Genomic DNA, 19,993 nt, shown 5'->3' with positions numbered 1-19,993 from the left:
TCGACCGATCACGCCGTCGAGGCTGTCGGACACGGCTGTCCGGCGCGACTGGGAGGGTATATGGCTGCCTTGGTCGTGGGGGTCGATGTCGGCACCGGAAGCAGCAAGGGCGTGCTGGCCACCGCCGAGGGCATCGTGATCGCCAAGACGATGCGCCGTCACCAGATGTCGCTGCCCAGGGCCGGGCATGCCGAGATGGACGCCGAGACCATCTGGTGGGACGAGGTGGTCTCGATCTGTCGCGAGCTGGCCCTGCACGCCCGCGGTCACACGATCGCCGGGCTCTGCGTCAGCGGTATCGGCCCGTGCGTCCTGGTCACCGACGACGGCCTCACCCCGCTCCGGCCGGGGATCCTCTACGGCATCGACAGCCGGGCGTCGGCCGAGATCGAGGAGCTCACCGAGCGGTTCGGGGCCGACGCCATCCTCGACCGGGCCGGTAGCGCGCTCAGCTCCCAGGCGGTCGGCCCCAAGCTGCTCTGGCTGCGGCGCCACGAGCCCGACGTGTGGGCACGGACCCGCCGCTGGTTCGGCTCCAGCTCGTACGTCGTCGCCCGGCTCACCGGCGAGTACATCCTCGATCACCACACCGCCAGCCAGTGCGCCCCGCTCTACGACCTCGCGGCCCAGGACTGGGCGAGCGACTGGGTTGAGGAGATTCTCGGCGATCTCCGGATGCCCCGGCTCGCCTGGTCCGGGGAGGTGGTCGGGACGTTGCGGGCCGACGCGGCCGCGGCGACCGGGCTGCCCGCCGGCACGCCGGTGATGGCCGGGTCCGTCGATGCCTGGACCGAGGCGTTCAGCTGCGGCGTGCGGCAGCCGGGCGACCTGATGCTGATGTACGGCTCCACGATGTTCTTCGTACAGATCGGCCGCGACCTGAAGGCCTGTCCCCCGTTGTGGACCGCCCAGAGCGTGCAGCCGGACGTGATGACGCTCGCGGGCGGGATGGCGACCTCGGGGAGTCTGCTCTCCTGGGTCCAGGAGCTCACCGGGAAGGTCGACATCGCCACCCTCGCCAAGGAGGCCGAGCTCACCCCGCCCGGCGCGGAGGGGCTCGTCGTGCTGCCCTACTTCGCCGGCGAGCGCACCCCGCTCTTCGACCCGCAGGCACGCGGCGTCGTCGCCGGGCTGTCGCTGCGTCACGGCCGCGGGCACCTGTACCGAGCCGTCTACGAGGGGATCGCCTACGGCGTACGGCAGATCCTCGAGCTCCTCGAGGTCGCCGGCGGCCCCGCCTCCCGCGTGGTCACCGTCGGCGGGGGCACCCGGAGCGGGCCGTGGAGCCAGATCGTCAGCGACGTGACCGGGATCCGCCAGCTCGTGCCCGAGCAGACCATCGGGGCCTCCTACGGAGACGCCCTCCTGGCGGCGATCGGCTCCGGCCTCGTGCCACCCGACACGGACTGGACCAGGATCGTCGGCGAGGTCGTGCCCAACCCCGACAACCGGGCCGTCTACGACGAGCTCTACGGCACCTTCACCGAGCTGTATCCCGCCACCCGCGACCAGGTCCACCACCTGGCTCGGATGCAGGAGGCCCTCACCCGGAGGTAGCCTTCGCCGTCAGGGTGTGGGCGGCCTCCAGGAGGAGACGGCCGAGCTCGGCCTGGCGGGGTGGCGCGAGGCGGGCCTCGATGCCGGTGATGCTCAGCGCCCCGTAGGGCTGCCCGTGGGCGTCGAAGACCGCGGCGCCCAGACCCCAGCTGCCGACCACGATCAGGCCCGGGTTGACCGCGAAGCCGCGCTCGCGGGTCGCGGCGATGCGCTTCCGCAGAGCGGACGCGGAGTGCTCCTCGCCGTAGACGGGGACGAGGTCGGTGCGGGCCAGGTAGGCCTCGCGGCGCGACTCGGGCATGAGCGCCAGGATCGCCAGGCCGGCCGAGGCGACGCCGAGGGGGAACCGGATGCCCTCGTGGAGCACGTGCGACCGGATCGGGAAGCTGCCGTCCTCGCGCAGGACACAGACGGTCTCGTCGCCGCGCCGGATGGAGAAGAACGCGCTCTCCCCCGTCTCCCGGGCGATGCGCAGCACGGCCGCGCGGGCCGCCGGGGTGATGTCGTGGCGGGTGGTCGCGGCGGCACCGAGGAGGAAGCACTCCGGCCCGAGGTGCCACGCGCCGGTGCTGTTGTCGCGCTCGACCAGCCCCTCCTCCTGCAGGGTGCTCAGCAGCCGGTGGGCGGTCGGGCGCGGGATGGCGGCGGTCGTCGCGAGCTGGGTGGTCGTCGCGCCCTCCGGCTCGCGCGCGGCGAGCAGCCGCAGCAGGTGCGCGCTGCGACGGATCACGCTGGGCTGAATGCCGGGCTGGTTCGCGCCGGGACCGGGTTCCATGAGACGTACGATAGACGTCCATTCAGTGAACGCATCTGCGGCAGCGGGGTCGGTCAACGAAAGATCAAGCGTGAACTCGCGATCATCTATTGACCGAGCGACCCGCCCGCCCTTGACTGATCATCATGGACAAGGTCATCTCCTCAGCCGCCGAGGCGGTCGCGGACATCCCGAACGGAGCGACCCTCACGGTCGGCGGCTTCGGGTTGTGCGGCATCCCCTCGGTGCTCATCAACGCAATCCTCGAGGCCGGTGTGACCGACCTCGAGGTGGTCTCCAACAACGCGGGCGTCGACGACTGGGGCCTGGGCCTGCTGCTCGGCGCCGGGCGCCTGCGCCGGGTCGTCGCGTCGTACGTCGGTGAGAACAAGGAGTTCGCGCGGCAGTACCTCTCCGGCGACCTCGAGGTCGAGCTGACCCCGCAGGGCACGCTGGCCGAGCGGATGCGCGCGGGCGGCTCCGGCATCGCGGCGTTCTACACCCGCACCGGCGTCGGCACGCAGGTGGCGCAGGGCGGGCTGCCGTGGAAGTACGACGACGCCGGCAACGTCATCAAGACCTCGCCCGAGAAGCCGGTGATGACCTTCGAGACCCGCAACGGCGAGCAGGAGTTCGTGCTCGAGGAGGCGATCGTCGCCGACTTCGGCATCGTCCGCGCTTGGAAGGGCGACCGCCACGGCAACCTCCTGTTCAAGGACTCCGCCCGCAACTTCAACCCGCTGGCCGCGATGGCCGGGCAGATCACGATCGCGGAGGTCGAGGAGCTCGTCGAGCCCGGCGAGATCCCGCCGAACGACGTCCACCTCCCCGGGGTCTACGTCCACCGCGTCGTCCCCCTGACCCCCGAACAGGCCGCCGACAAGCGCATCGAGAAGAGGACGGTCCGCTGACATGGCATGGACACGTGAAGAGATGGCCGCCCGCGCCGCCGCGGAGCTGTCCGACGGCGACTACGTCAACCTCGGGATCGGGCTGCCGACGCTGGTGCCCAACTACGTCCCCGACGACGTCGAGCTGGTGCTGCAGAGCGAGAACGGCATCCTCGGCACCGGCGCCTACCCGACCGAGGACGCCGTCGACCCGGACCTGATCAACGCGGGCAAGGAGACGGTCACCGTCCGCAAGGGCGCGAGCTTCTTCGACTCCGCCACCAGCTTCGGGATGATCCGATCCGGCAAGATCGACGCCGCGATCCTCGGGGCCATGCAGGTCTCGAAGGGCGGCGACCTCGCCAACTGGATGATCCCCGGCAAGATGGTCAAGGGCATGGGCGGCGCGATGGACCTCGTCCACGGCGCCAAGAAGGTCGTCGTGCTGATGGAGCACGTCGCCCGCGACGGCTCCTACAAGATCGTCGAGGAGTGCTCGCTGCCCTACACCGGCCTCGGTGTCGTGCAGCGCATCATCACCGACCTGTGCGTCCTCGACATCACTCCCGAGGGCCTGCGCCTCGTCGAGCTCGCCCCGGGCGTCACCCTGAACGAGGTCGAGGAGAAGACCGAGCCGCCGATCCTGCGCTGAGGGCCGAGAGGTCAGCCGCGTCGGCCGAGACGTCACGGGTGTGACGTCTCGGCCGACGTACGTGACGGCTCGGCATGTCTGCGACAATGTCCGGCGTGGATCTGAGGGTGGTGCGGCCGACGCGCGGGAGCGTATGGCTGGCGCTGCTCGCGGCGGTGGAGATCACCACCGGGTCCAGCCTGGCCCACCTGGCCGGCGGCGGGGAGCTGCCGGACGCGTTGTGGCTGGTGGCGACGGGGTTCGCTGCCTTCGGCGCAGGCGTCGTGGTGCTGCAGCGCCGAGTCGGGATCGTCCTGGGCGCGGTGCTCGCCGGAGCGGCTCAGCTGGGGATGCACGAGGCCTTCGAGGCGTACGCAGCCCCTGCCGCTCACGCGCACAACAGCGGCACGGGCGACACCTCGATGCTGGTCGCGCACGCCGCGGCCGCGGTGCTCACCGTCGTGGTGTGGCTGCTGCACCGCCGGGCCTGGCAGGTCATCTCCCGGGCGCTCACGTCGCCGCGGATCCCGATCCCCCTCCGTCTTCTCCCCCTGACGCAGACGATCGTTCTGCGCAACCACCTGTGGACGTACGTCGCTGCCGGCCGCGGGCCGCCGGTCCTCGCCTGAGGACCCGACCCGACACCTGGGCACCCACGCCCGACCATGCAGACACTCCACAGAAAGCACCAACCATGTCTCGACGTACCCTCGCGCGCCTCGGCGCGCCCACGCTCGCTGCCGCGGCCATCACGTTCCTGGTCGCCGCTCCCGCCTCCGCGCACGTCACGGTCACCCCGACCGAGACCGCGGCCGGCGCCTACACCGTGCTGACCTTCAGCAACGGCCACGGCTGCGAAGGCTCGCCGACCAAGCAGATCACGATCCAGGTTCCCGAGGGGATCAACGACGTGACGCCCACGCGGCAGCCGTTCTACGACGTGAAGGTGGTCACCGAGAAGCTCGCCGAGCCGATCGAGGACGCCCACGGCAACAAGGTCACCGAGCGCGACTCGACCGTCGTCTACACCGCCAAGACGCCACTGCCCGACGGTCAGCGGGACGCATTCGAGGTCTCCCTGCAGCTGCCCGAGGAGGAGGGCACGCTCGCCTTCCCGGTCATCCAGACCTGTGTGAAGGGCGAGACCGCCTGGATCGAGGAGGCTCCCGAGGGCGCCACGGAGGAGCCGGAGAACCCGGCGCCGTCCTTCGAGGTCACCGCAGCCGAGTCCGAGGACGGCCACGGCCACGACGCCGACGAGTCCGCCGAGAAGGCCGAGCCGGCCGCTGCCATGGAGACCGAGGACGACGACAGCAACCTGTGGGGCGGTGTCGGCGCGGGCGCCGGCATCCTCGGCCTGATCGCGGGCACGACCGCCCTCGCGCTGGGGCGTCGTAAGGCGTGAGTGCTTCCCTGACGCGCCGGCCGGGCCCCGACCATCGGGGCCTGGGCCGGCGCGGCCTGGGCCGGCTGCTGGTGGTGCTTGCTGCCGCTGCGTACGCCGTCCTGCTCAGCATCTCCCCCGCCCAGGCGCACGCGTCGCTGATCGGCACCGACCCCGAGGAGGGGGCGGTCCTCGAACAAGCACCGGAGACGATCACCTTCACCTTCGACGAGGCGGTGACGCTGCCTCCGGCGGGTGTGACGGTCTACGACGCGAAGGGTCAGGAGGTGACCTCCGAGGCGACCGCGAGCGGCACCGAGATGAAGGTCTCCCTCGCGAAGGCGAGCAGCCTCGGCGACGGCACCTACGTCGTCGCCTGGCGGGCCGTCTCCGCCGACGGCCACCCGATCTCCGGCTCGCTGACCTTCGCGGTCGGCGCCCCGAGCCTCAGCGTCGCCCCGCCGCCGTCCACGGAGCCGTCCAAGGCGACGGCGGTGATCCACGGCGTCCTCCAGTTCCTCCAGTACGCAGCGTTGCTGCTGGTCGTGGGCCTGGTCTGGTTCCGCGGGGTGATCATCGGTGAGCACCGTGTCCCGGACCGCGCCATCACCCGGGTCCAGCGCGTCCAGATCCTCGCCGGCATGGTCGCCGTCGTCGCACTCGTGGCCCTGGCCCCGGCCAGCGGGGCGCTGCAGAGCGAGAGCGGACCGGGCGCGATGCTGACCTTCGACGCCTGGTCGCCGGCCTCGGTCGGCAAGGAGTGGCTCAGCGCGCTGGTGGGGATCGTGGGCATCGCGGCCACGCTCGCGCTGCGCGAGCGGCCACGCCTGGCCGCGGCCACCGCAGTGGTCGCGATCTGCGCCCCGGCGCTGGTGGGCCACTCCCGCGCGGCCGTTCCCGCCTGGCTGGTCACGGCCACCGACGTCGTCCACCTCGTCGCCGGCGCGCTCTGGCTCGGTGGTCTGGTCGGACTCGCGCTGACCCTGCCCCTGATCACCCGGCGCGGCACGGTCGCGGCCGAGATCGTCACCCGCTTCTCCACCCTCGCCGCCGCGTCCCTGGCCGCTCTCGCCCTCTCCGGCGTGCTCATGGGCTGGCGGATCCTCGGCTCCTGGGACAACCTGCTCAACAGCACCTACGGCACCCTGCTGATGACCAAGATTGCCCTGGTCGTCGCGGTCGCGGTGATGGCGGCCGGCAACCGGCTGCTGGTCCTCCCCCGCGTGCGTCAGGCCGCCGGCCACGACGACACCGTCGAGGCCGGGTCGATGCTGCGCCGGGCGGTGCTGATGGAGGCGGGCGTGCTCGTCGTCGTCCTCGGCGTCACCGGCTTCCTGGTCGACCAGCCGCCGCAGGCCGGCGCGGGGTCGGCCGGGGCGGGCACGGCCACGGTGGCGCAGACCAACACCCAGGCCGCGGAGCTCGGCGACGACCACCGGGTCTACGCGACCCTGACCCCCGCGGGCCCGGGCCCGAACGTGCTCCGGCTGCAGATCCAGGACACGGCCGGCGAGCCGGTCGAGGCGGCCGCGATCCCGACCGCGAAGCTGCGCTCGGGTGACGTCGACCTGGGCAGTCTCGCCCTGCGGTCGGTCGGCGCCGGCACCTGGGAGGCCGACGTCGTGCTGCCCAAGGGTGGCACCTGGGAGGCGACCGTCGGACTGCGGCTGGGTGAGTTCGAGAGCCCGCTGGGCGTGCTGAAGTTCCCCGTCAGACAGTGACCGGGAGCCGGAGCGTGTGGATCATCCCGTCCACGCGCGCCTGCACGAAGAAGACGTAGTCACCCGCCTTCGGCGGCTTCACGTGGATGCCGAGGCGGGTGCCGTCCTCGCCGTTCTCGGGACCACCGAGCGGGTGCAGGTGGATCACCTCGCCGGTCTCACGGCTGAAGGCGGTCACGTGGGCGTAGACCCCGAGGTAGGTGCCGAGGTTGACCGGCCTGCCGGCCGGGTCGGAGAGCAGGACACCGATCTCCTGGTCGATCCCGGGCTTCGGGGTCTCCTCCAGCGCGGCGATGACGGTGCCGTCGTCGGACCCCGGTACCTCCACCTCGGCCGCGCCCGCGACCTTCGCCGTCGTGCCGAGCATCGCCTGGTCCCCCTTGCCGTCGGGAGTCCGAGCGGCGAACTCGACGACCACCCGGTAGGTGCCGCCGGCCGGCAGGGTCAGGTCGCCGGACCAGGCACCGGGTTCGCCCTCGGTCGGGTGCAGGTGACGGAAGACCTCCAGGTCGTCGCGGACGACGTAGAGGTGGAGGTCCTTGGTCTGCTCCTCGATGTAGTCGGTGACCGGGTCGCCGTCCTTGGTGATCGTGAAGCTCACCGTGCCCGGCGTGCCCGCCTCGGCGGGCAGGCGGACGTCACCGAGCGTGTAGCCGCCCGCGGTCGCGACGGTGCCGTCGGCGCCCTCGATCTCGGTCACGACGGTCGCCTCGCTCGGCGTCGAGGTGGGGTCGGCCGCCTCCGGTTCGCCGCCGCAGGCGATCAGGGTGACCGCAAGACCGAGACCGAGAACGACAGCAGCAATTCCGACACGCACGGGTAAAGGGTGTCATGCGACTGGTCAGAACCCGACACCCGGATTGAGAATCCCCAGCGGGTCCAGGGCCGCCTTGATCCGGTGCTGGACGTCGATCGAGCCGGCGCCGACCTCGGGCTCGAGCCACCTGCGCTTGAGCCGGCCGACGCCGTGCTCGCCGGTGGTGGTGCCACCGAGCTCGAGGGCGAGCCCGAAGATCTCGTCCCCGGCGAGGGTCTCCGCCGGCGGCATGGCGCCGGGGACGTCGCCGGGCGCAGGGTTCCAGCCGATGACCGGGTGCAGGTTGCCGTCGCCGGCGTGGGCGAGGGTGTAGAGGCGTACGCCGTGCCTGTCCGCGATCTCGGAGATCCGCTCGACCGCCTCGGCGAGCCGGGACCGGGGCACGCAGATGTCCTCGATGAAGAAGGCGCCCTCCGCCTCGATGGCCGGCAGGACCTGACGACGGGTCGCGACGAGGCGGTCGGAGGACTCCTCGTCGACACCCTGCTCGATCCAGGTCGCCTCCTTGCCGAGGACCGCCGCGATCGCCTCGATCTCGGACTCCGCCGCGGGCCCGTCGGCCTGGGCGATCACCAGGGCATCACCGCGGGAGGCGTAGGAGGTGCCCGCGAACCGGTCGATCGCCTCGAGGCAGCGCCGGTCGATGAGCTCCAGCATCGACGGCACCCGACGGGCGGCGGCGATCTCGGCGCAGGCGCGAGCGGCCGCTGCCACCGAGGCGTACGCAGCAGAAGCCGTCAGCGTGGAGACCGGCCGTGGCCGGAGCCGCAGGGTCGCGCCGACGACGATGCCCAGGGTGCCCTCGGAGCCGACGAAGAGGGCGGTGAGGTCGAGCCCGGCGACGCCCTTCATGGTGCGGCGGCCAGTGTGGATCAGGGTGCCGTCGGCGAGCACGACGTCGAGGCCCAGGACCGCCTCCCGGGTGACGCCGTACTTCACGCACCGCAGCCCGCCGGCGTTGGTCGCGACGTTGCCGCCGATCGAGCAGATCGCCGCGGAGGCCGGATCGGGTGCGAACCTCAGCCCCACCTCGGCGGCGGCCGCGTCGAGCCGCGCGGTGAGCACACCGGGCTCGACGACCGCGAGCTCGTCGACCGGGTCGAGCTCGAGGATCCGGTCCATCGCGGAGAGGTCGACGACGAGGTGGCCGGTGCCGGCGACCGCTCCCCCGGCCAGCCCCGTGCCGGTGCCGCGCGGGACGACCGGCACCCGGTGCGCCGAGGCAACCCGCATCGCCGCCTGGACGTCAGCGACGCTATGGGCTCTCACCACCGCCGTCGGGAGACCGTCCGCGACCGATCCGGACCGGTCGGTCGAGGCCGCCAGCAGCGAGAGCTCGTCGGTCACCACCTCGGAGACGCTGGCGGAGAGGTCGTCGAGCAGGGCAGGCTGTGACTCCGTCGTCATCGCGCCATTGTGTCGTCCGGCCGTCGTCCTTGGCCACGATTTGCACACTCGTTCGGCGCTACCGATACGCTTCACCCCGAGGGGAGTACCTCACCAAGCTCATTCCGGTCAGTACGTCGGTGCCGACACCGTCCCGGAATGGCGCCCCGATCCGGGGTGAGGGAGACCTCAGACGTTCATCGACACGCCTGAGGAACCCGCATGCTCGATACCATCGCCACGCCCACTTTGTGGGCCGTCACCATCGCCGCCGTCGTGGTGCTGATCGCCCTCGACTTCGTCCTGACCCGCAAGCCCCACGACGTCTCCATGAAGGAGGCCATCGGCTGGTCGGTCTTCTACGTCGCGCTCCCGCTCGCCTTCGGCGTCTGGGTCTGGAACGCCCACGGCAGCCAGACCGGATTCGAGTACTACACCGGCTACATCGTCGAGAAGTCGCTCAGCGTCGACAACCTGTTCGTGTTCATGCTGCTGCTCGCGGCCTTCGCGGTGCCACGCCACCTGCAGCAGAAGGTGCTGCTCTTCGGCATCGTCGGCGCGCTCGTGCTGCGCGGCATCTTCATCGCGCTGGGCGCCGCCGCACTGTCCCAGTGGGACATCGTCTTCCTGATCTTCGGCGCGATCCTGCTGGTCACCGCCGTGAAGCTCTTCGTCGAGGCGCTCCAGGGCCACGACCAGAAGGTCGACCCCGAGGAGATGCTGGCCGTACGCATCGGCCGCAAGATCGGCCTGAAGCCGATGGCCATCGTGGTGCTCGCTATCTTCGCCACCGACATCATCTTCGCGGTCGACTCGGTGCCGGCGGTCTACGGCATCACCGGCGACCCCTACCTGGTCTTCGCCACCAACGCGTTCGCCCTGCTCGGCCTGCGAGCCCTCTACTTCGTGCTCGAGGGCGCGCTGTCCAAGCTGGTCCACCTCTCCTACGGTCTGGCCGCGATCCTCGCCTTCATCGGCGTGAAGCTCGGCCTGCACTGGGCCCACGGCCACTGGGACGGCGTCCCGGTCGTGCCGACCTGGCTCTCCCTGGTGATCATCGTCGGCATCCTCGCCGTCACGGTCACCACCAGCCTGATCGCCTCCGCGCGCTCCACCGCTCCCGAGGAGGAGCAGCAGGAGCACGCGGAGGTCTGATCGACCGAGCGGTCCCGACCGGGGTCAGTCCAGCGCGAGTCCCTCCGCCGGGCTGACCCTGGTCGCCCGCTTGGAGGGCACCACGCAGGAGACCAGGCCCGCCACGCCGGCGACGATCACGACGCCGATCAGCTGCAGCACCGGCGGGTCGAAGCTGGCGTCGGGCAGCATGTCGCCGATGAGGATCTCGCTGCCGCCCCAGGCGAAGAAGACGCCCAGCGCGGTGCCGACCACGGCGGCGACCGCGGAGAGCAGCACCGCCTCGGCGGCCAACGTCCGTCGCAGCTGACGCTTGGTCAGGCCCAGGGCCCGCAGCAGCGCGTGCTCACGACCACGCTCGAGCACCGAGAGGCCCAGCGTGTTGGCGATGCCAGCCAGCGCGATCAGCACCGAGATCGCGAGCAGCCCGATCACGGCCCAGGTGAACACGTCCAGCTGGAGCTCGACCCAGGCCCGCTGACCCTTGCCGTTGATCAGCTCGGCGTCCGGAGCGAGCACCCCGAGCGCCCCGGCCAGGTCCTCCGGGTCGGCTCCGGCATCGGCCCGGACCCAGACGGCGTACGTCTGCGGGTCGGCGGTCAGCGCGCGCAGCGTGGCGGCGGAGATCTGCGGCGCACCGTCGATCTCGCGTACGTCCAGGGTCACGGTGGCCTTCCGGTCACCGACGACCAGCTCGATCTTCTCCCCCGAGGCCTCGAAGGAGTCCTCCACGAAGGCCGAGGCGGCGACCGGCGAGAGCACCATCGTGCCCGGCTTCACGCTGAGGTCCTTCAGCGCGATGTCGCCCGCGGGCGGGGCCACGACCGGCACCGGGACGGGCTTGCCGTCGGCCTCGACCGAGGCCAGCGCACCTGGAACGGCGACCGCGTCCGCGACGCCCGGGACCGCCTTCGCGTCTCCGAGGACCGAGTCGGCCAGCGGCTCGGACTCCGCCTGCAGCGCGATGTCGATCGGGTGCTGCGCGGCCATCTCGTCCAAGGTGGCGGCCCGGATGGTGTTCATCCCGGTGAGTACGCCGGTGGTGAGCGTGACGCCGACCAGGAGCGATGCGGCGGTGGCCGCGGTGCGCTTCGGGTTGCGTCCGGCGTTGGCCGCGGCCAACTTCGCCGGCGATCCGGCGACCCGTGCCAGGGCCGACCCGGCCAGCCGTACCAGACCGGGCACCAGCGCCGGTCCGAGGAGCATCACGCCGATGAACGTGACCCCGCATCCGACCAGCACGATCAGCATCCCGGTCTGCGCGTCGTCCCAGCCGACGGCCAGGAAGATGATCGCGATGCCGGCCAGCGTCGCGAGCCCGCCCAGCCCGAGCCGGAACATGCCGGCGCCGCGTACGTCGAAGCCCTCCTGGGGACGCAGCGCGGCCAGCGGGCTGAGCCGCATCAGGCGGCGGGTGGGCAGCCAGGAGGCGACCAGCGTGGTGAGGGTGCCGAGGACGAAGGCGCTGAGGAGCCACGGCCACTCCAGGGAGACGTCGCCCAGCGGCGCGGTCTCGGCGAGCTGCCGCACCACCGCGACGATCCCCCAGCCGAGGACGGCGCCCACGACCAGGCCGAGCAGCGAGGCGAGCAGGCCGAGCGCGAGCGCCTCGCGGCGTACCGACCTCAGGACCTGGCGCTTCGTCGCGCCCATCGCCCGCAGCAGCGCGAAGTCGCGCATCCGCTGGGCGAACAGGATCGAGAAGGTGTTGGTGATCACCAGCACGGAGACGAACAGGGCGATGAAGGCGAAGATCAGGACCATGTACGCGACGATGTTGACCTCCTTGTTGAGCTGGGTCTGCAGCTCGGTGAGGTAGTCGTCGGTGTCCAGCCACTTGTCGGCCGTGTCGCCGGTGCCGGCGGTCATCACGGCCTGGACGTACTGGTCGTTCCAGCCCTGCATCTCGGGCCAGGTGACGTAGATCGGCGAGGACCACATCGACGGAGCGTCCACCAGGCCGACCACGGTCGTCTCGACCGCCGTCTTCCCGCTGCCGACCTTCAGCGTGTCGCCGATGGCGACCTTGTTGGTCTTGGCGGCGTTGGCGTCGACGACGGCCTCGCCGGCACGGGTCGGGAACCGGCCCTCCTCGAGCTCCTGCCACTGCCAGCGCTTCTCGGTGGAGACCGCGCCGACCATGATGTCCTGGCCGAGCATGGTCGTGTCGGTGCGGACCGGCTGCATCGACATCGCCAGCGCCCAGCCGCCCTTCTCGACGTACTTCTCGGTGACCTCCTCGGAGGGGAGGTCGACCGCGCCCACCGCGTTCCGGAACGGCGCGTCGATGCCCGCGAAGAGGCCTGACTTCGTCGCCGAGGTCAGCGCGTTGGTGACCACGATCAGCGCGACCGCGGCGACGACCGCCACGACGGCCGCGGCGTATCGGCGGGCGTAGGTTCGCAGGGATGCGAACAACACCGTCCGCATCAGCGCGTCACCCCTTCGATGTGTCCGTCCTTCACGGTGACGATCTCGTCGGCGTACGCAGCCGCGGAGGCCTCGTGGGTCACCATGACCACGGTCTGGCCGAGCTCGCGGACGCTGCGGCGGAGATGGTCGAGCACCTCGGCCGAGGTCTCGGAGTCGAGGTTTCCGGTGGGCTCGTCGGCGAACAGGATCGTGGGCTGGGTGACCAGCGCGCGGGCGATCGCCACCCGCTGCTGCTGGCCGCCGGAGAGCTCGGAGGGCTTGTGGCCCAGGCGCTTGCCGATGCCGAGGGTGTCCGCGATCATCTGCGCCCGCGCGCGCGTCTCGTCGGTCACCCGCTTGCCGGCCAGCTCCAGCGGCAGCTGGATGTTCTGCCCGGCGGTCAGCATCGGCAGCAGGTTGAACGCCTGGAAGACGAAGCCGACGTTCTCCCGGCGGAAGACGGTCAGCTGGTCGTCGTTGAGGTTCTCCAGCGGCTGGCCCGCGACCACCACCTCACCCGAGGTCGGGCGGTCCAGCCCGGCCAGGCAGTGCATCAGCGTCGACTTGCCCGAGCCGCTCGGGCCCATGATCGCGGTGAACGCACCACGGCGGATCTCGAGGTCGACCCCGCGCAGCGCGTGCACCTCGGTGGCACCCTTGCCATAGGTCTTGGTCAGGCCCACCGCTCGGGCGGCGGCCGTCATCGTGGGAACAGAGGTCTGTGTCATGCCTCAGAGCCTCTCGTCGCGAGGCGTCAGCCCACATCGGGCTGGGGGCTGATCCCGGCGTACGACCTGGGGCTGATCGGCAAGGGTCGGCTCGGGGTCATCCCCTATTCATGCCGCGGATTCGTGCCGCGGGTGAGCGTCACCCCGTCAGCCAACCGGTAGGGGTTGGTCGAGACGAGCGCGCCGATCGAGCGGCGCAGCCGGGAGACCTCCGCTCGCACGGTGACGATGTGCTCGGCGTCGCCGAAGACGGCCTCGCTGAGCCCGCGGGCGGTGAGGCCCGTGGGACCGGCGGCGTCGACGAGGGTGAGGATCTCGACGTGGCGGCGGGTCAGCGTCGTGCGCCAGCTGCCCGACTCGGAGACGACCTCGAGGGTGCCGTCGGGATCGAGCCGGGCGGTCAGGCTTCCCGAGCCCGCGGAGGTGGGCCGGACCAGCCAGCCGCGTTCGCCGACCCGCTCGGGCAGGCACAGGCCCAGGCCCGGGACGGTCAGCATCTTGTCCTGCCGAGGTGCCGCGATCCGGTCGCGGGCGGCCATCCCGGCGTGGTGGGCGACCCAGCCGTCGTCGTCGACGACCAGCAGCGGGCCCTCGACGGCGGAGACGACGTGGTCGGTCTCTCGGCGCAGCCGCTCGAGCCACTCCTGGTGGTGGCGCCACAGGCTCATCTCGGCCAGGCGCACCGCGCTCTCGACCAGGGCACCGATCGCCGGGTGCAGGGTCAGCGCGGGCCCGCTGACGTCGACCACACCGAGCAGTGCTCCGGTGCGGGGGTCGTGGATCGGCGCGGCCGTGCAGTACCACGGATGCTGGGCCTGCTCGAAGTGCTCCGCGGAGAAGAGCTCGACCGGTGCCGCCTCGGCCAGCGCGGTGCCGATGGCGTTGGTGCCGACCGCGCGCTCGGTCCACAGCGCGCCCTCGACGAAGCCGAGCTGGTCGGCGATCTTGAGCACCCGCGCCGAGCCCTCGCGCCACAGCACCACGCCCTCGGCGTCGGTGACCACCATCAGGTACGTCGCGGCGTCCGCCGCCGAGGTCAGCACCGCGCGCAGGTCGCCGATCACCGTCGCCAGCGGCGAGCGCGCTCTCCTGGCCGCGCACTCGGCGGCCGACGGCGTACGTCTGCCGTTGCTGCTGCCGGGCTCCAGGCCCATGCTCATCACCCGGCGCCAGGAGCGCTCGACCAGGATCCGGGGCGTGCTGGGCGGGCGACCGCCGGACAGGACGGCGTCGTGGACGCGTACGAGGTCGCGGGCGAGGCGCGGCAGGTCTGCTCCCGCCGGCACTGCTCCGGTCGCTGTCATCTGGCGTCCACCTCCGACTCCGAGGGTAGGTGCTCGCTGTGACCCGCGCCACATGCAATCCGTTGCAACCCTTTCTCCCGCGCCCGCGTGGCGGTGTGCTGGAGGCATGACGCAGACACTCGAACCCCCTACCGCGGCCGTGCAGAGCGGCCCGGCGCAGACCTGGCTCGCCGACTTCGAGGCGGCTCTGAAGGAACGCGACATCCCGCGGGCCGCGGGCCTGTTCGCCACCAAGAGCTTCTGGCGCGACCTGGTCGCCTTCTCCTGGAACATCACCACCGTCGAGGACCCGACCGGGGTCGCCGACCTGCTCTCGGCCACGCTGGAACGTGTCGACCCCTCCGGCTTCGCGCTCGAGGAGCCGGAGGCGACCGCGGACGGTGTGACCACGGCGTGGTTCACCTTCGAGACGGCGATCGGACGTGGCCGCGGGCTGCTGCGGCTCAAGGTCGACGGTGACCGCCCCAAGGCGTGGACCTTCCTGACCACGCTCTACGAGCTCAAGGGCCACGAGGAGCCCCGCGGCGAACGTCGCCCGAAGGGTGCCGAGCACGGCGTCAACCGCGACCGGGTCACCTGGGCCGAGAAGCGGCAGGTCGAGGCGGAGACGCTGGGCCTGACCGAGCAGCCGTACGCGGTCGTCATCGGTGGCGGCCAGGGCGGGATCGCGCTCGGCGCGCGGCTGCGTCAGCTCGGCGTGCCGTCGCTCGTCATCGACCGCTACGAGCGGCCCGGTGACCAGTGGCGCGGCCGCTACAAGTCGCTGTGCCTGCACGACCCGGTCTGGTACGACCACCTGCCCTATCTGAAGTTCCCCGACAACTGGCCGGTCTTCGCACCCAAGGACAAGATCGGCGACTGGCTGGAGTCCTACGTCAAGGTGATGGAGGTGCCGTACTGGTCCTCGACCACGGCCACCAGCGCCTCCTACTCGGAGGAGGACGGGGAGTGGACGGTCACCGTCGAGCGTGGCGGGGAGGAGATCACCCTGCACCCGAAGCAGCTCATCCTGGCCACCGGGATGTCCGGCAAGCCGAACATCCCCGACCTGCCGGGCATGGACATCTTCCAGGGCGAGCAGCACCACTCCTCCCAGCACCCGGGCCCGGATGCGTACGAGGGCAAGCGGGTCGTCGTGATCGGGTCGAACAACTCCGCCTTCGACATCTGCGGGGCACTGTTCGAGCACGGCGCCGACGTGACGATGGTGCAGCGGTCCTCGACCCACATCGTGAAGAGCGACACCCTGATGGACATCGGGCTGGGCGACCTCTACTCCGAGCGCGCGGTCGCCTCCGGGATGACCACGGAGAAGGCCGACCTGGTCTTCGCCTCGCTCCCCTACCGGATCATGCACGAGTTCCAGATCCCGCTCTATCAGCAGATGGCCGAGCGCGACGCCGACTTCTACGCGCGCCTGGAGAAGGCCGGGTTCCGGCACGACTGGGGCGACGACGGCTCGGGGCTGTTCATGAAGTACCTGCGCCGCGGCTCGGGCTACTACATCGACGTGGGCTCGGCCGAGCTGGTCGCCGACGGGTTGGTCAAGCTCGCGCAGGGCCAGGTCTCCCACCTGACCGCGACGTCCGTCGTCCTCGAGGACGGCACCGAGCTCCCCGCCGACCTGGTCGTGTACGCCACCGGCTACGGCTCCATGAACGGCTGGGCCGCCGACCTGATCAGCCAGGAGGTCGCCGATCGCGTCGGCAAGTGCTGGGGCCTGGGCTCCGACACCACCAAGGACCCCGGCCCGTGGGAGGGCGAGCAGCGCAACATGTGGAAGCCGACCCAGCAGGAGGCGCTGTGGTTCCACGGCGGCAACCTGCACCAGTCGCGCCACTACTCGCTCTACCTCGCGCTGCAGCTCAAGGCCCGGTTCGAGGGGATCGAGACGCCGGTCTACAACCTGGCGCCGGTGCACCACCTCTCCTAGCCGCGCTCCATGGCGGCACCATCGAACCCGATGGTGCCGCCATGATCAGCGCCGCTCCGTAGCGATCTCAGCAGTGGACGCCGACGACCTGCTTCCACGATGTTCCTCCGGTCTCCACCTCTGTCCAGGTGACCTGGACCTGCACCGTCCCGCGCCCCGTCGGGGGCAGGCAGTCGGGGCGACCGTCGGAGTGGAAGACGCCGTCCTTCGTCCACGCCACGTCGAGGGGCACTCCGTACTCCCCCTGGCCGGGCGAGTCGAGCGGGCCGCACGAGATGGCACCGACCGCCGACATGCATGCGACGTTCGCCTCATGCATGTGTGAGCGCCCTTGCGCGAACACGAAGCCGATCACGAGTCCCAGCAGCAACGCGGCGACTGCGATACCGATCGGGGTGAAGAGGCGGTCGCCCAGCCTCGTTGCATCGTCGTGACCTCGTGACGCCTGCTGGTCCATCTGGTTTCCCCTGACTTTCACGACGCACCGCGCTCACTGTCGCCGATACCGTTTGAGATGTGGTCTCGACCGGCTCGACCACGGGCGAGACTAGCGGCCGACCAGGCCGGTCTCGTAGGCCAGCACCACGAGCTGGACGCGGTCACGGGAACCGGTCTTGGCCAGCAGCCGCCCGACGTGGGTCTTCACGGTCGCCTCGGCGACCACGAAGGTCTCGGCGATCTCGGTGTTGGACAGGCCGCGGCCGACCAGCGTGAGCACCTCGCGCTCACGTTCGGTCAGCGCCGCCAGCTGCTGCTCGGCGGCCGCGGGGGCGGTGGTCGAGGGCGCGGAGGCGGCGAAGTGCTCCAGCAGCCGCCGGGTGGTGCTCGGCGCGACGACCGAGTCGCCGGCGTGCACCGTACGGATCGCGGTGAGCAGGTCCTCGGGACGGGCGTCCTTGAGCAGGAACGCCGCGGCGCCCGCCCGGATCGCGGCGAAGGCGTACTCGTCGAGGTCGAAGGTGGTCAGCACGATCACCCTGGGCGCGCCCTCGCGGCCGGCGATCAGGCCGGTCGCCTCGACCCCGTCCATGCGCGGCATGCGTACGTCCATCAGGACGACGTCCGCCTCGGTGCCGCCCGGGGTGAGCGCGGCGACGGCCTCCTGGCCGTCGCCGGCCTCGCCGACGACGCTGAGGTCGGGCTGGGAGTCGATGAGCATCCGGAAGCCGGCTCGCACGAGCTCCTGGTCGTCGACGAGATAGACACGAATCGTCATAGCGGCATCTTCGCGTAGACGCGGAACCCGCCGCCGGGCGCCGGGCCGGTCTCGAGGGTTCCGCTGTGAGCGCTGATCCGCTCCTCCATCCCGACCAGCCCGAGACCCCCGGACTCCTTCGCTTCCGCAGCGGCGCCCCGGCCGTCGTCGGTGACCTCGATCTCCAGGCTGCCGCTCCCGGCGGTCACGGCGACCCTGGCCGCGGCTCCGGGGCCGGCGTGCTTGCGTACGTTGCTGAGGGCCTCCTGCACCACCCGGTAGGCGGTCAGCGCGACACCCTCGGGCACCGCGAGGCCGGGCTCGGGAAGAGTCGCGGCCAGCTCCATCCCGCCGGCCCGGGTCTCCTCGACGAGCGTCGCGATGTCGCCCAGCCGCGGCTGCGGGCGGGTCAGCGTGTCCCCGTCGCGCAGCAGACCGAGGAGCTGCCGCATCTCCGTCAGGGCCTCGCGCGCGGTCTGCGCGACGGTCTCCAGCGCCTTCGGCGCCAGGGCCGGGTCCTGCTCGGCGGCATAGCGCGCGCCGTCGGCCTGGACCACGATCACGCTCAGTCCGTGGGCCACCACGTCGTGCATCTCGCGCGCGATCCGGGCCCGCTCCTGGGTCGCGCCGAGCTCGGCGCGCTGCTCGGCCTCGCGGCGCAGCTGCTCGTTGCGCTGGATGAGGGAGTCGACGTACGCCGTTCTGGTGCGGGCCAGGGCGCCCAGCGCCCAGGCGGCGACCGGGAAGGTGGCGAGCGAGAGCGCGACCGGGACGTAGGTGCTCCAGTTGATGCCGTCCTGCGGCTCGCCGGCGGAGGTGGTGTCGACGGAGCTCATCCAGTCGTGGGTGCCGAGGACGGAGCCGAACAGGCCCACCGCGAGCGCCGCCAGTCCCCAGCGCGGGCTGGCGTAGCGCGCCACCGAGTAGACCGCGATCGGATAGGAGACCTGCGAGACCAACGGGTAGTCGATGAGGAGCACCTGCAGGCCGCAGGCGCCGGCCACGATGGCATAGACGATCACCGGGTGCCGGCGGCGCCACAGCAGCGGCACCAGCTGGACCACCACGAGCACCAGGTCGGCGACGTGGCTGGTGCTGCCGACGTCCTTTGCGGCGCCACCGTCGAGCAGGACCTGGATGGCGTAGAACGGGATGATCAGGAACAGGGTGCCGGCGAGCAGGACGTCGAACCACCATCGCCCACGCGGGCCGAGCCGCCAGGGGCGTACCAACTCCTCCACAGGCCCACCGTAGAGGAGCCGAGGCGGCTGCGGCGTCAGCCCGGGGACGGATGTCAGGGTCAGACCGCGGGCGGACTAGAATCCAGAGGCTGGCAATGGATCTGGCATCGGTTACCGGGTCGGATGAATGGGGTTGGAGGACTCGTGGAGGCAGTGCGCTACGTCGCGATCGGTGACTCGTTCACGGAAGGGGTCGGCGACGAGAAGCCCGACGGTCACGTACGCGGCTGGGCCGACCTGGTAGCCCAGGGCTGGGCGGCCTCGGGCACGCGGGTGGAGTACGCCAACCTCGCCATCCGCGGGCGCCTGATCCGCCCGATCGTCGAGGAGCAGCTTCCCGCCGCGCTGGCGCTGAAGCCGACACATCTGTCCTTCAACGGCGGCGGCAACGACATGCTCCGCCCGAAGGCCGACGCGAACGCGATCGCCGACCTCCTCCACCCCGTCCTCGAGGCTTGCGACGCCCACGGGATCACGCTGATCCTGCTCTCCGGCGCCAACCCGTCGGCCCGGCTCCCCCTCGGCAAGGTGTTCCAGCGCCGCGGCGACGAGCTCGTCGGCCTGGTCGAGCAGCGGGTCGCCCACCGCGACGACATCGTGCGCGCCTACAACTGGCCCGACACCACCCTCATGGACGGCCGCTTCTGGTCCGAGGACCGGCTCCACATGAACGCCCGCGGCCACCACCGGGTCGCCGCCCGCGTCCTCGACTCGCTCGGCGTCGAGGTCCCCGAGGGCTGGTGGGACCTCGACTTCGAGGCCGCTGCGGGCAAGAAGGGTCTTGCCTACTACCGCGAGTTCGTCGGCCCGTGGATCCACCGCCGCCTCACCGGCCGATCCTCAGGCGACGGCCGAACCGCCAAGTTCCCCACCTGGACCGCGATCGCCGACTGACGGCCGAGGCGG

The 19,993-nt window shown here is 71.4% G+C and carries 18 protein-coding genes; 9 read left to right on the top strand and 9 right to left on the bottom strand.

The genetic code is table 11. The features are described 5' to 3' along the window. Positions 1-60: 60 nt before the first annotated feature. The gene (locus OG984_RS00560; protein ID WP_328529737.1) at positions 61-1,557 is read left to right on the top strand and encodes an FGGY-family carbohydrate kinase; all 1,497 of its coding nucleotides are present in this window, start codon (positions 61-63) and stop codon (positions 1,555-1,557) included. Here OG984_RS00560 and OG984_RS00555 read toward each other — a convergent pair. Continuing rightward, entirely contained in the window at positions 1,544-2,332 is a 789-nt protein-coding gene (locus tag OG984_RS00555; protein WP_328529736.1) for an IclR family transcriptional regulator, read from the bottom strand. The two genes, OG984_RS00560 and OG984_RS00555, sit on opposite strands and share 14 nt — an antisense overlap. Before the next feature lie 125 nt (positions 2,333-2,457). Between OG984_RS00555 and OG984_RS00550 the strand changes: the two genes are divergently transcribed. From OG984_RS00550 to OG984_RS00530, 5 genes are all read left to right on the top strand, one after another. Further along, the gene (locus OG984_RS00550) at positions 2,458-3,222 is read left to right on the top strand and encodes a CoA transferase subunit A (protein WP_008358026.1); all 765 of its coding nucleotides are present in this window, start codon (positions 2,458-2,460) and stop codon (positions 3,220-3,222) included. A 1-nt stretch (position 3,223) separates the two neighbouring features. Then, positions 3,224-3,853, top strand: coding sequence for a 3-oxoacid CoA-transferase subunit B (locus OG984_RS00545; protein WP_008358027.1), 630 nt, complete (start codon positions 3,224-3,226; stop codon positions 3,851-3,853). Between the two features lie 86 nt (positions 3,854-3,939). Continuing rightward, on the top strand, positions 3,940-4,461 hold the full coding sequence (locus tag OG984_RS00540) for a cell division protein FtsQ (RefSeq protein ID WP_328532301.1): 522 nt from the start codon (positions 3,940-3,942) through the stop codon (positions 4,459-4,461). A gap of 65 nt (positions 4,462-4,526) precedes the next feature. Continuing rightward, entirely contained in the window at positions 4,527-5,237 is a 711-nt protein-coding gene (locus tag OG984_RS00535) for a YcnI family copper-binding membrane protein (protein WP_328529735.1), read from the top strand. Further along, positions 5,234-6,937, top strand: coding sequence for a copper resistance CopC/CopD family protein (locus tag OG984_RS00530; protein WP_328529734.1), 1,704 nt, complete (start codon positions 5,234-5,236; stop codon positions 6,935-6,937). Before OG984_RS00535 ends, OG984_RS00530 begins: the two co-directional genes overlap by 4 nt. Here OG984_RS00530 and OG984_RS00525 read toward each other — a convergent pair. After that, positions 6,927-7,754 carry a hypothetical protein gene (locus OG984_RS00525; RefSeq protein ID WP_328529733.1) on the bottom strand — a complete coding sequence of 276 codons (828 nt, stop codon included), beginning with the start codon at positions 7,752-7,754 and terminating at the stop codon, positions 6,927-6,929. The genes OG984_RS00530 and OG984_RS00525 overlap by 11 nt on opposite strands. Positions 7,755-7,778: 24 nt before the next feature. Further along, positions 7,779-9,161 (bottom strand): FAD-binding oxidoreductase, encoded by a 1,383-nt coding sequence (locus tag OG984_RS00520; protein ID WP_328529732.1) that lies wholly within the window; start codon positions 9,159-9,161, stop codon positions 7,779-7,781. 201 nt (positions 9,162-9,362) lie between these two features. On the opposite strand from OG984_RS00520, the gene OG984_RS00515 reads away from it, so the two are divergent. Next, a complete protein-coding gene (locus OG984_RS00515) occupies positions 9,363-10,295 on the top strand; it encodes a TerC family protein (protein ID WP_328529731.1) in 933 nt (310 codons plus the stop codon). 24 nt (positions 10,296-10,319) lie between these two features. On the opposite strand, the gene OG984_RS00510 is transcribed toward OG984_RS00515, so the two are convergent. The 3 genes from OG984_RS00510 to OG984_RS00500 all read right to left on the bottom strand — a co-directional run bounded on the left by OG984_RS00510 (position 10,320) and on the right by OG984_RS00500 (position 14,718). After that, entirely contained in the window at positions 10,320-12,704 is a 2,385-nt protein-coding gene (locus tag OG984_RS00510; protein WP_328529730.1) for an ABC transporter permease, read from the bottom strand. Then, positions 12,704-13,414, bottom strand: coding sequence for an ABC transporter ATP-binding protein (locus OG984_RS00505; RefSeq protein WP_328529729.1), 711 nt, complete (start codon positions 13,412-13,414; stop codon positions 12,704-12,706). The genes OG984_RS00510 and OG984_RS00505 overlap by 1 nt, the downstream gene beginning before the upstream one ends. A 104-nt stretch (positions 13,415-13,518) precedes the next feature. Further along, on the bottom strand, positions 13,519-14,718 hold the full coding sequence (locus OG984_RS00500) for a GAF domain-containing protein (RefSeq protein WP_328529728.1): 1,200 nt from the start codon (positions 14,716-14,718) through the stop codon (positions 13,519-13,521). Positions 14,719-14,824: 106 nt separating this feature from the next. On the opposite strand from OG984_RS00500, the gene OG984_RS00495 reads away from it, so the two are divergent. After that, on the top strand, positions 14,825-16,651 hold the full coding sequence (locus OG984_RS00495; RefSeq protein WP_328529727.1) for a flavin-containing monooxygenase: 1,827 nt from the start codon (positions 14,825-14,827) through the stop codon (positions 16,649-16,651). Between the two features lie 67 nt (positions 16,652-16,718). Here OG984_RS00495 and OG984_RS00490 read toward each other — a convergent pair whose 3' ends face one another. From OG984_RS00490 to OG984_RS00480, 3 genes are all read right to left on the bottom strand, one after another. Further along, on the bottom strand, positions 16,719-17,108 hold the full coding sequence (locus tag OG984_RS00490; protein ID WP_328529726.1) for a hypothetical protein: 390 nt from the start codon (positions 17,106-17,108) through the stop codon (positions 16,719-16,721). 90 nt (positions 17,109-17,198) lie between these two features. Then, positions 17,199-17,867, bottom strand: coding sequence for a response regulator transcription factor (locus OG984_RS00485; protein WP_328529725.1), 669 nt, complete (start codon positions 17,865-17,867; stop codon positions 17,199-17,201). Then, positions 17,864-19,087, bottom strand: a complete 1,224-nt coding sequence (locus tag OG984_RS00480; protein WP_328529724.1) for a sensor histidine kinase — start codon at positions 19,085-19,087, stop codon at positions 17,864-17,866. The genes OG984_RS00485 and OG984_RS00480 overlap by 4 nt, the downstream gene beginning before the upstream one ends. A gap of 144 nt (positions 19,088-19,231) precedes the next feature. On the opposite strand from OG984_RS00480, the gene OG984_RS00475 reads away from it, so the two are divergent. Then, complete coding sequence (locus tag OG984_RS00475) at positions 19,232-19,981, top strand: SGNH/GDSL hydrolase family protein (RefSeq protein WP_328529723.1); 750 nt, start codon at positions 19,232-19,234, stop codon at positions 19,979-19,981. Positions 19,982-19,993 lie beyond the last annotated feature (12 nt).

This window comes from Nocardioides sp. NBC_00368 (genome assembly GCF_036090055.1).
Taxonomy (GTDB): domain Bacteria; phylum Actinomycetota; class Actinomycetes; order Propionibacteriales; family Nocardioidaceae; genus Nocardioides.
The sequence above is the reverse complement of the archived record's forward strand: the minus strand, read 5'-3'. Positions and strand labels throughout refer to the sequence as shown.

Excerpts from the sequence above, each read along its gene's own strand:
- OG984_RS00545 (WP_008358027.1), top strand. The coding sequence starts at position 3,224 with ATGGCATGGACACGTGAAGAGATGGCCGCCCGCGCCGCCGCGGAGCTG.
- OG984_RS00560 (WP_328529737.1), top strand. The coding sequence starts at position 61 with ATGGCTGCCTTGGTCGTGGGGGTCGATGTCGGCACCGGAAGCAGCAAG.
- OG984_RS00555 (WP_328529736.1), bottom strand. The coding sequence starts at position 2,332 with ATGGAACCCGGTCCCGGCGCGAACCAGCCCGGCATTCAGCCCAGCGTG.
- OG984_RS00515 (WP_328529731.1), top strand. The coding sequence starts at position 9,363 with ATGCTCGATACCATCGCCACGCCCACTTTGTGGGCCGTCACCATCGCC.
- OG984_RS00500 (WP_328529728.1), bottom strand. The coding sequence starts at position 14,718 with ATGACAGCGACCGGAGCAGTGCCGGCGGGAGCAGACCTGCCGCGCCTC.
- OG984_RS00495 (WP_328529727.1), top strand. The coding sequence starts at position 14,825 with ATGACGCAGACACTCGAACCCCCTACCGCGGCCGTGCAGAGCGGCCCG.
- OG984_RS00550 (WP_008358026.1), top strand. The coding sequence starts at position 2,458 with ATGGACAAGGTCATCTCCTCAGCCGCCGAGGCGGTCGCGGACATCCCG.
- OG984_RS00510 (WP_328529730.1), bottom strand. The coding sequence starts at position 12,704 with ATGCGGACGGTGTTGTTCGCATCCCTGCGAACCTACGCCCGCCGATAC.
- OG984_RS00490 (WP_328529726.1), bottom strand. The coding sequence starts at position 17,108 with ATGGACCAGCAGGCGTCACGAGGTCACGACGATGCAACGAGGCTGGGC.
- OG984_RS00505 (WP_328529729.1), bottom strand. The coding sequence starts at position 13,414 with ATGACACAGACCTCTGTTCCCACGATGACGGCCGCCGCCCGAGCGGTG.
- OG984_RS00520 (WP_328529732.1), bottom strand. The coding sequence starts at position 9,161 with ATGACGACGGAGTCACAGCCTGCCCTGCTCGACGACCTCTCCGCCAGC.
- OG984_RS00535 (WP_328529735.1), top strand. The coding sequence starts at position 4,527 with ATGTCTCGACGTACCCTCGCGCGCCTCGGCGCGCCCACGCTCGCTGCC.
- OG984_RS00540 (WP_328532301.1), top strand. The coding sequence starts at position 3,940 with ATGTCCGGCGTGGATCTGAGGGTGGTGCGGCCGACGCGCGGGAGCGTA.
- OG984_RS00485 (WP_328529725.1), bottom strand. The coding sequence starts at position 17,867 with ATGACGATTCGTGTCTATCTCGTCGACGACCAGGAGCTCGTGCGAGCC.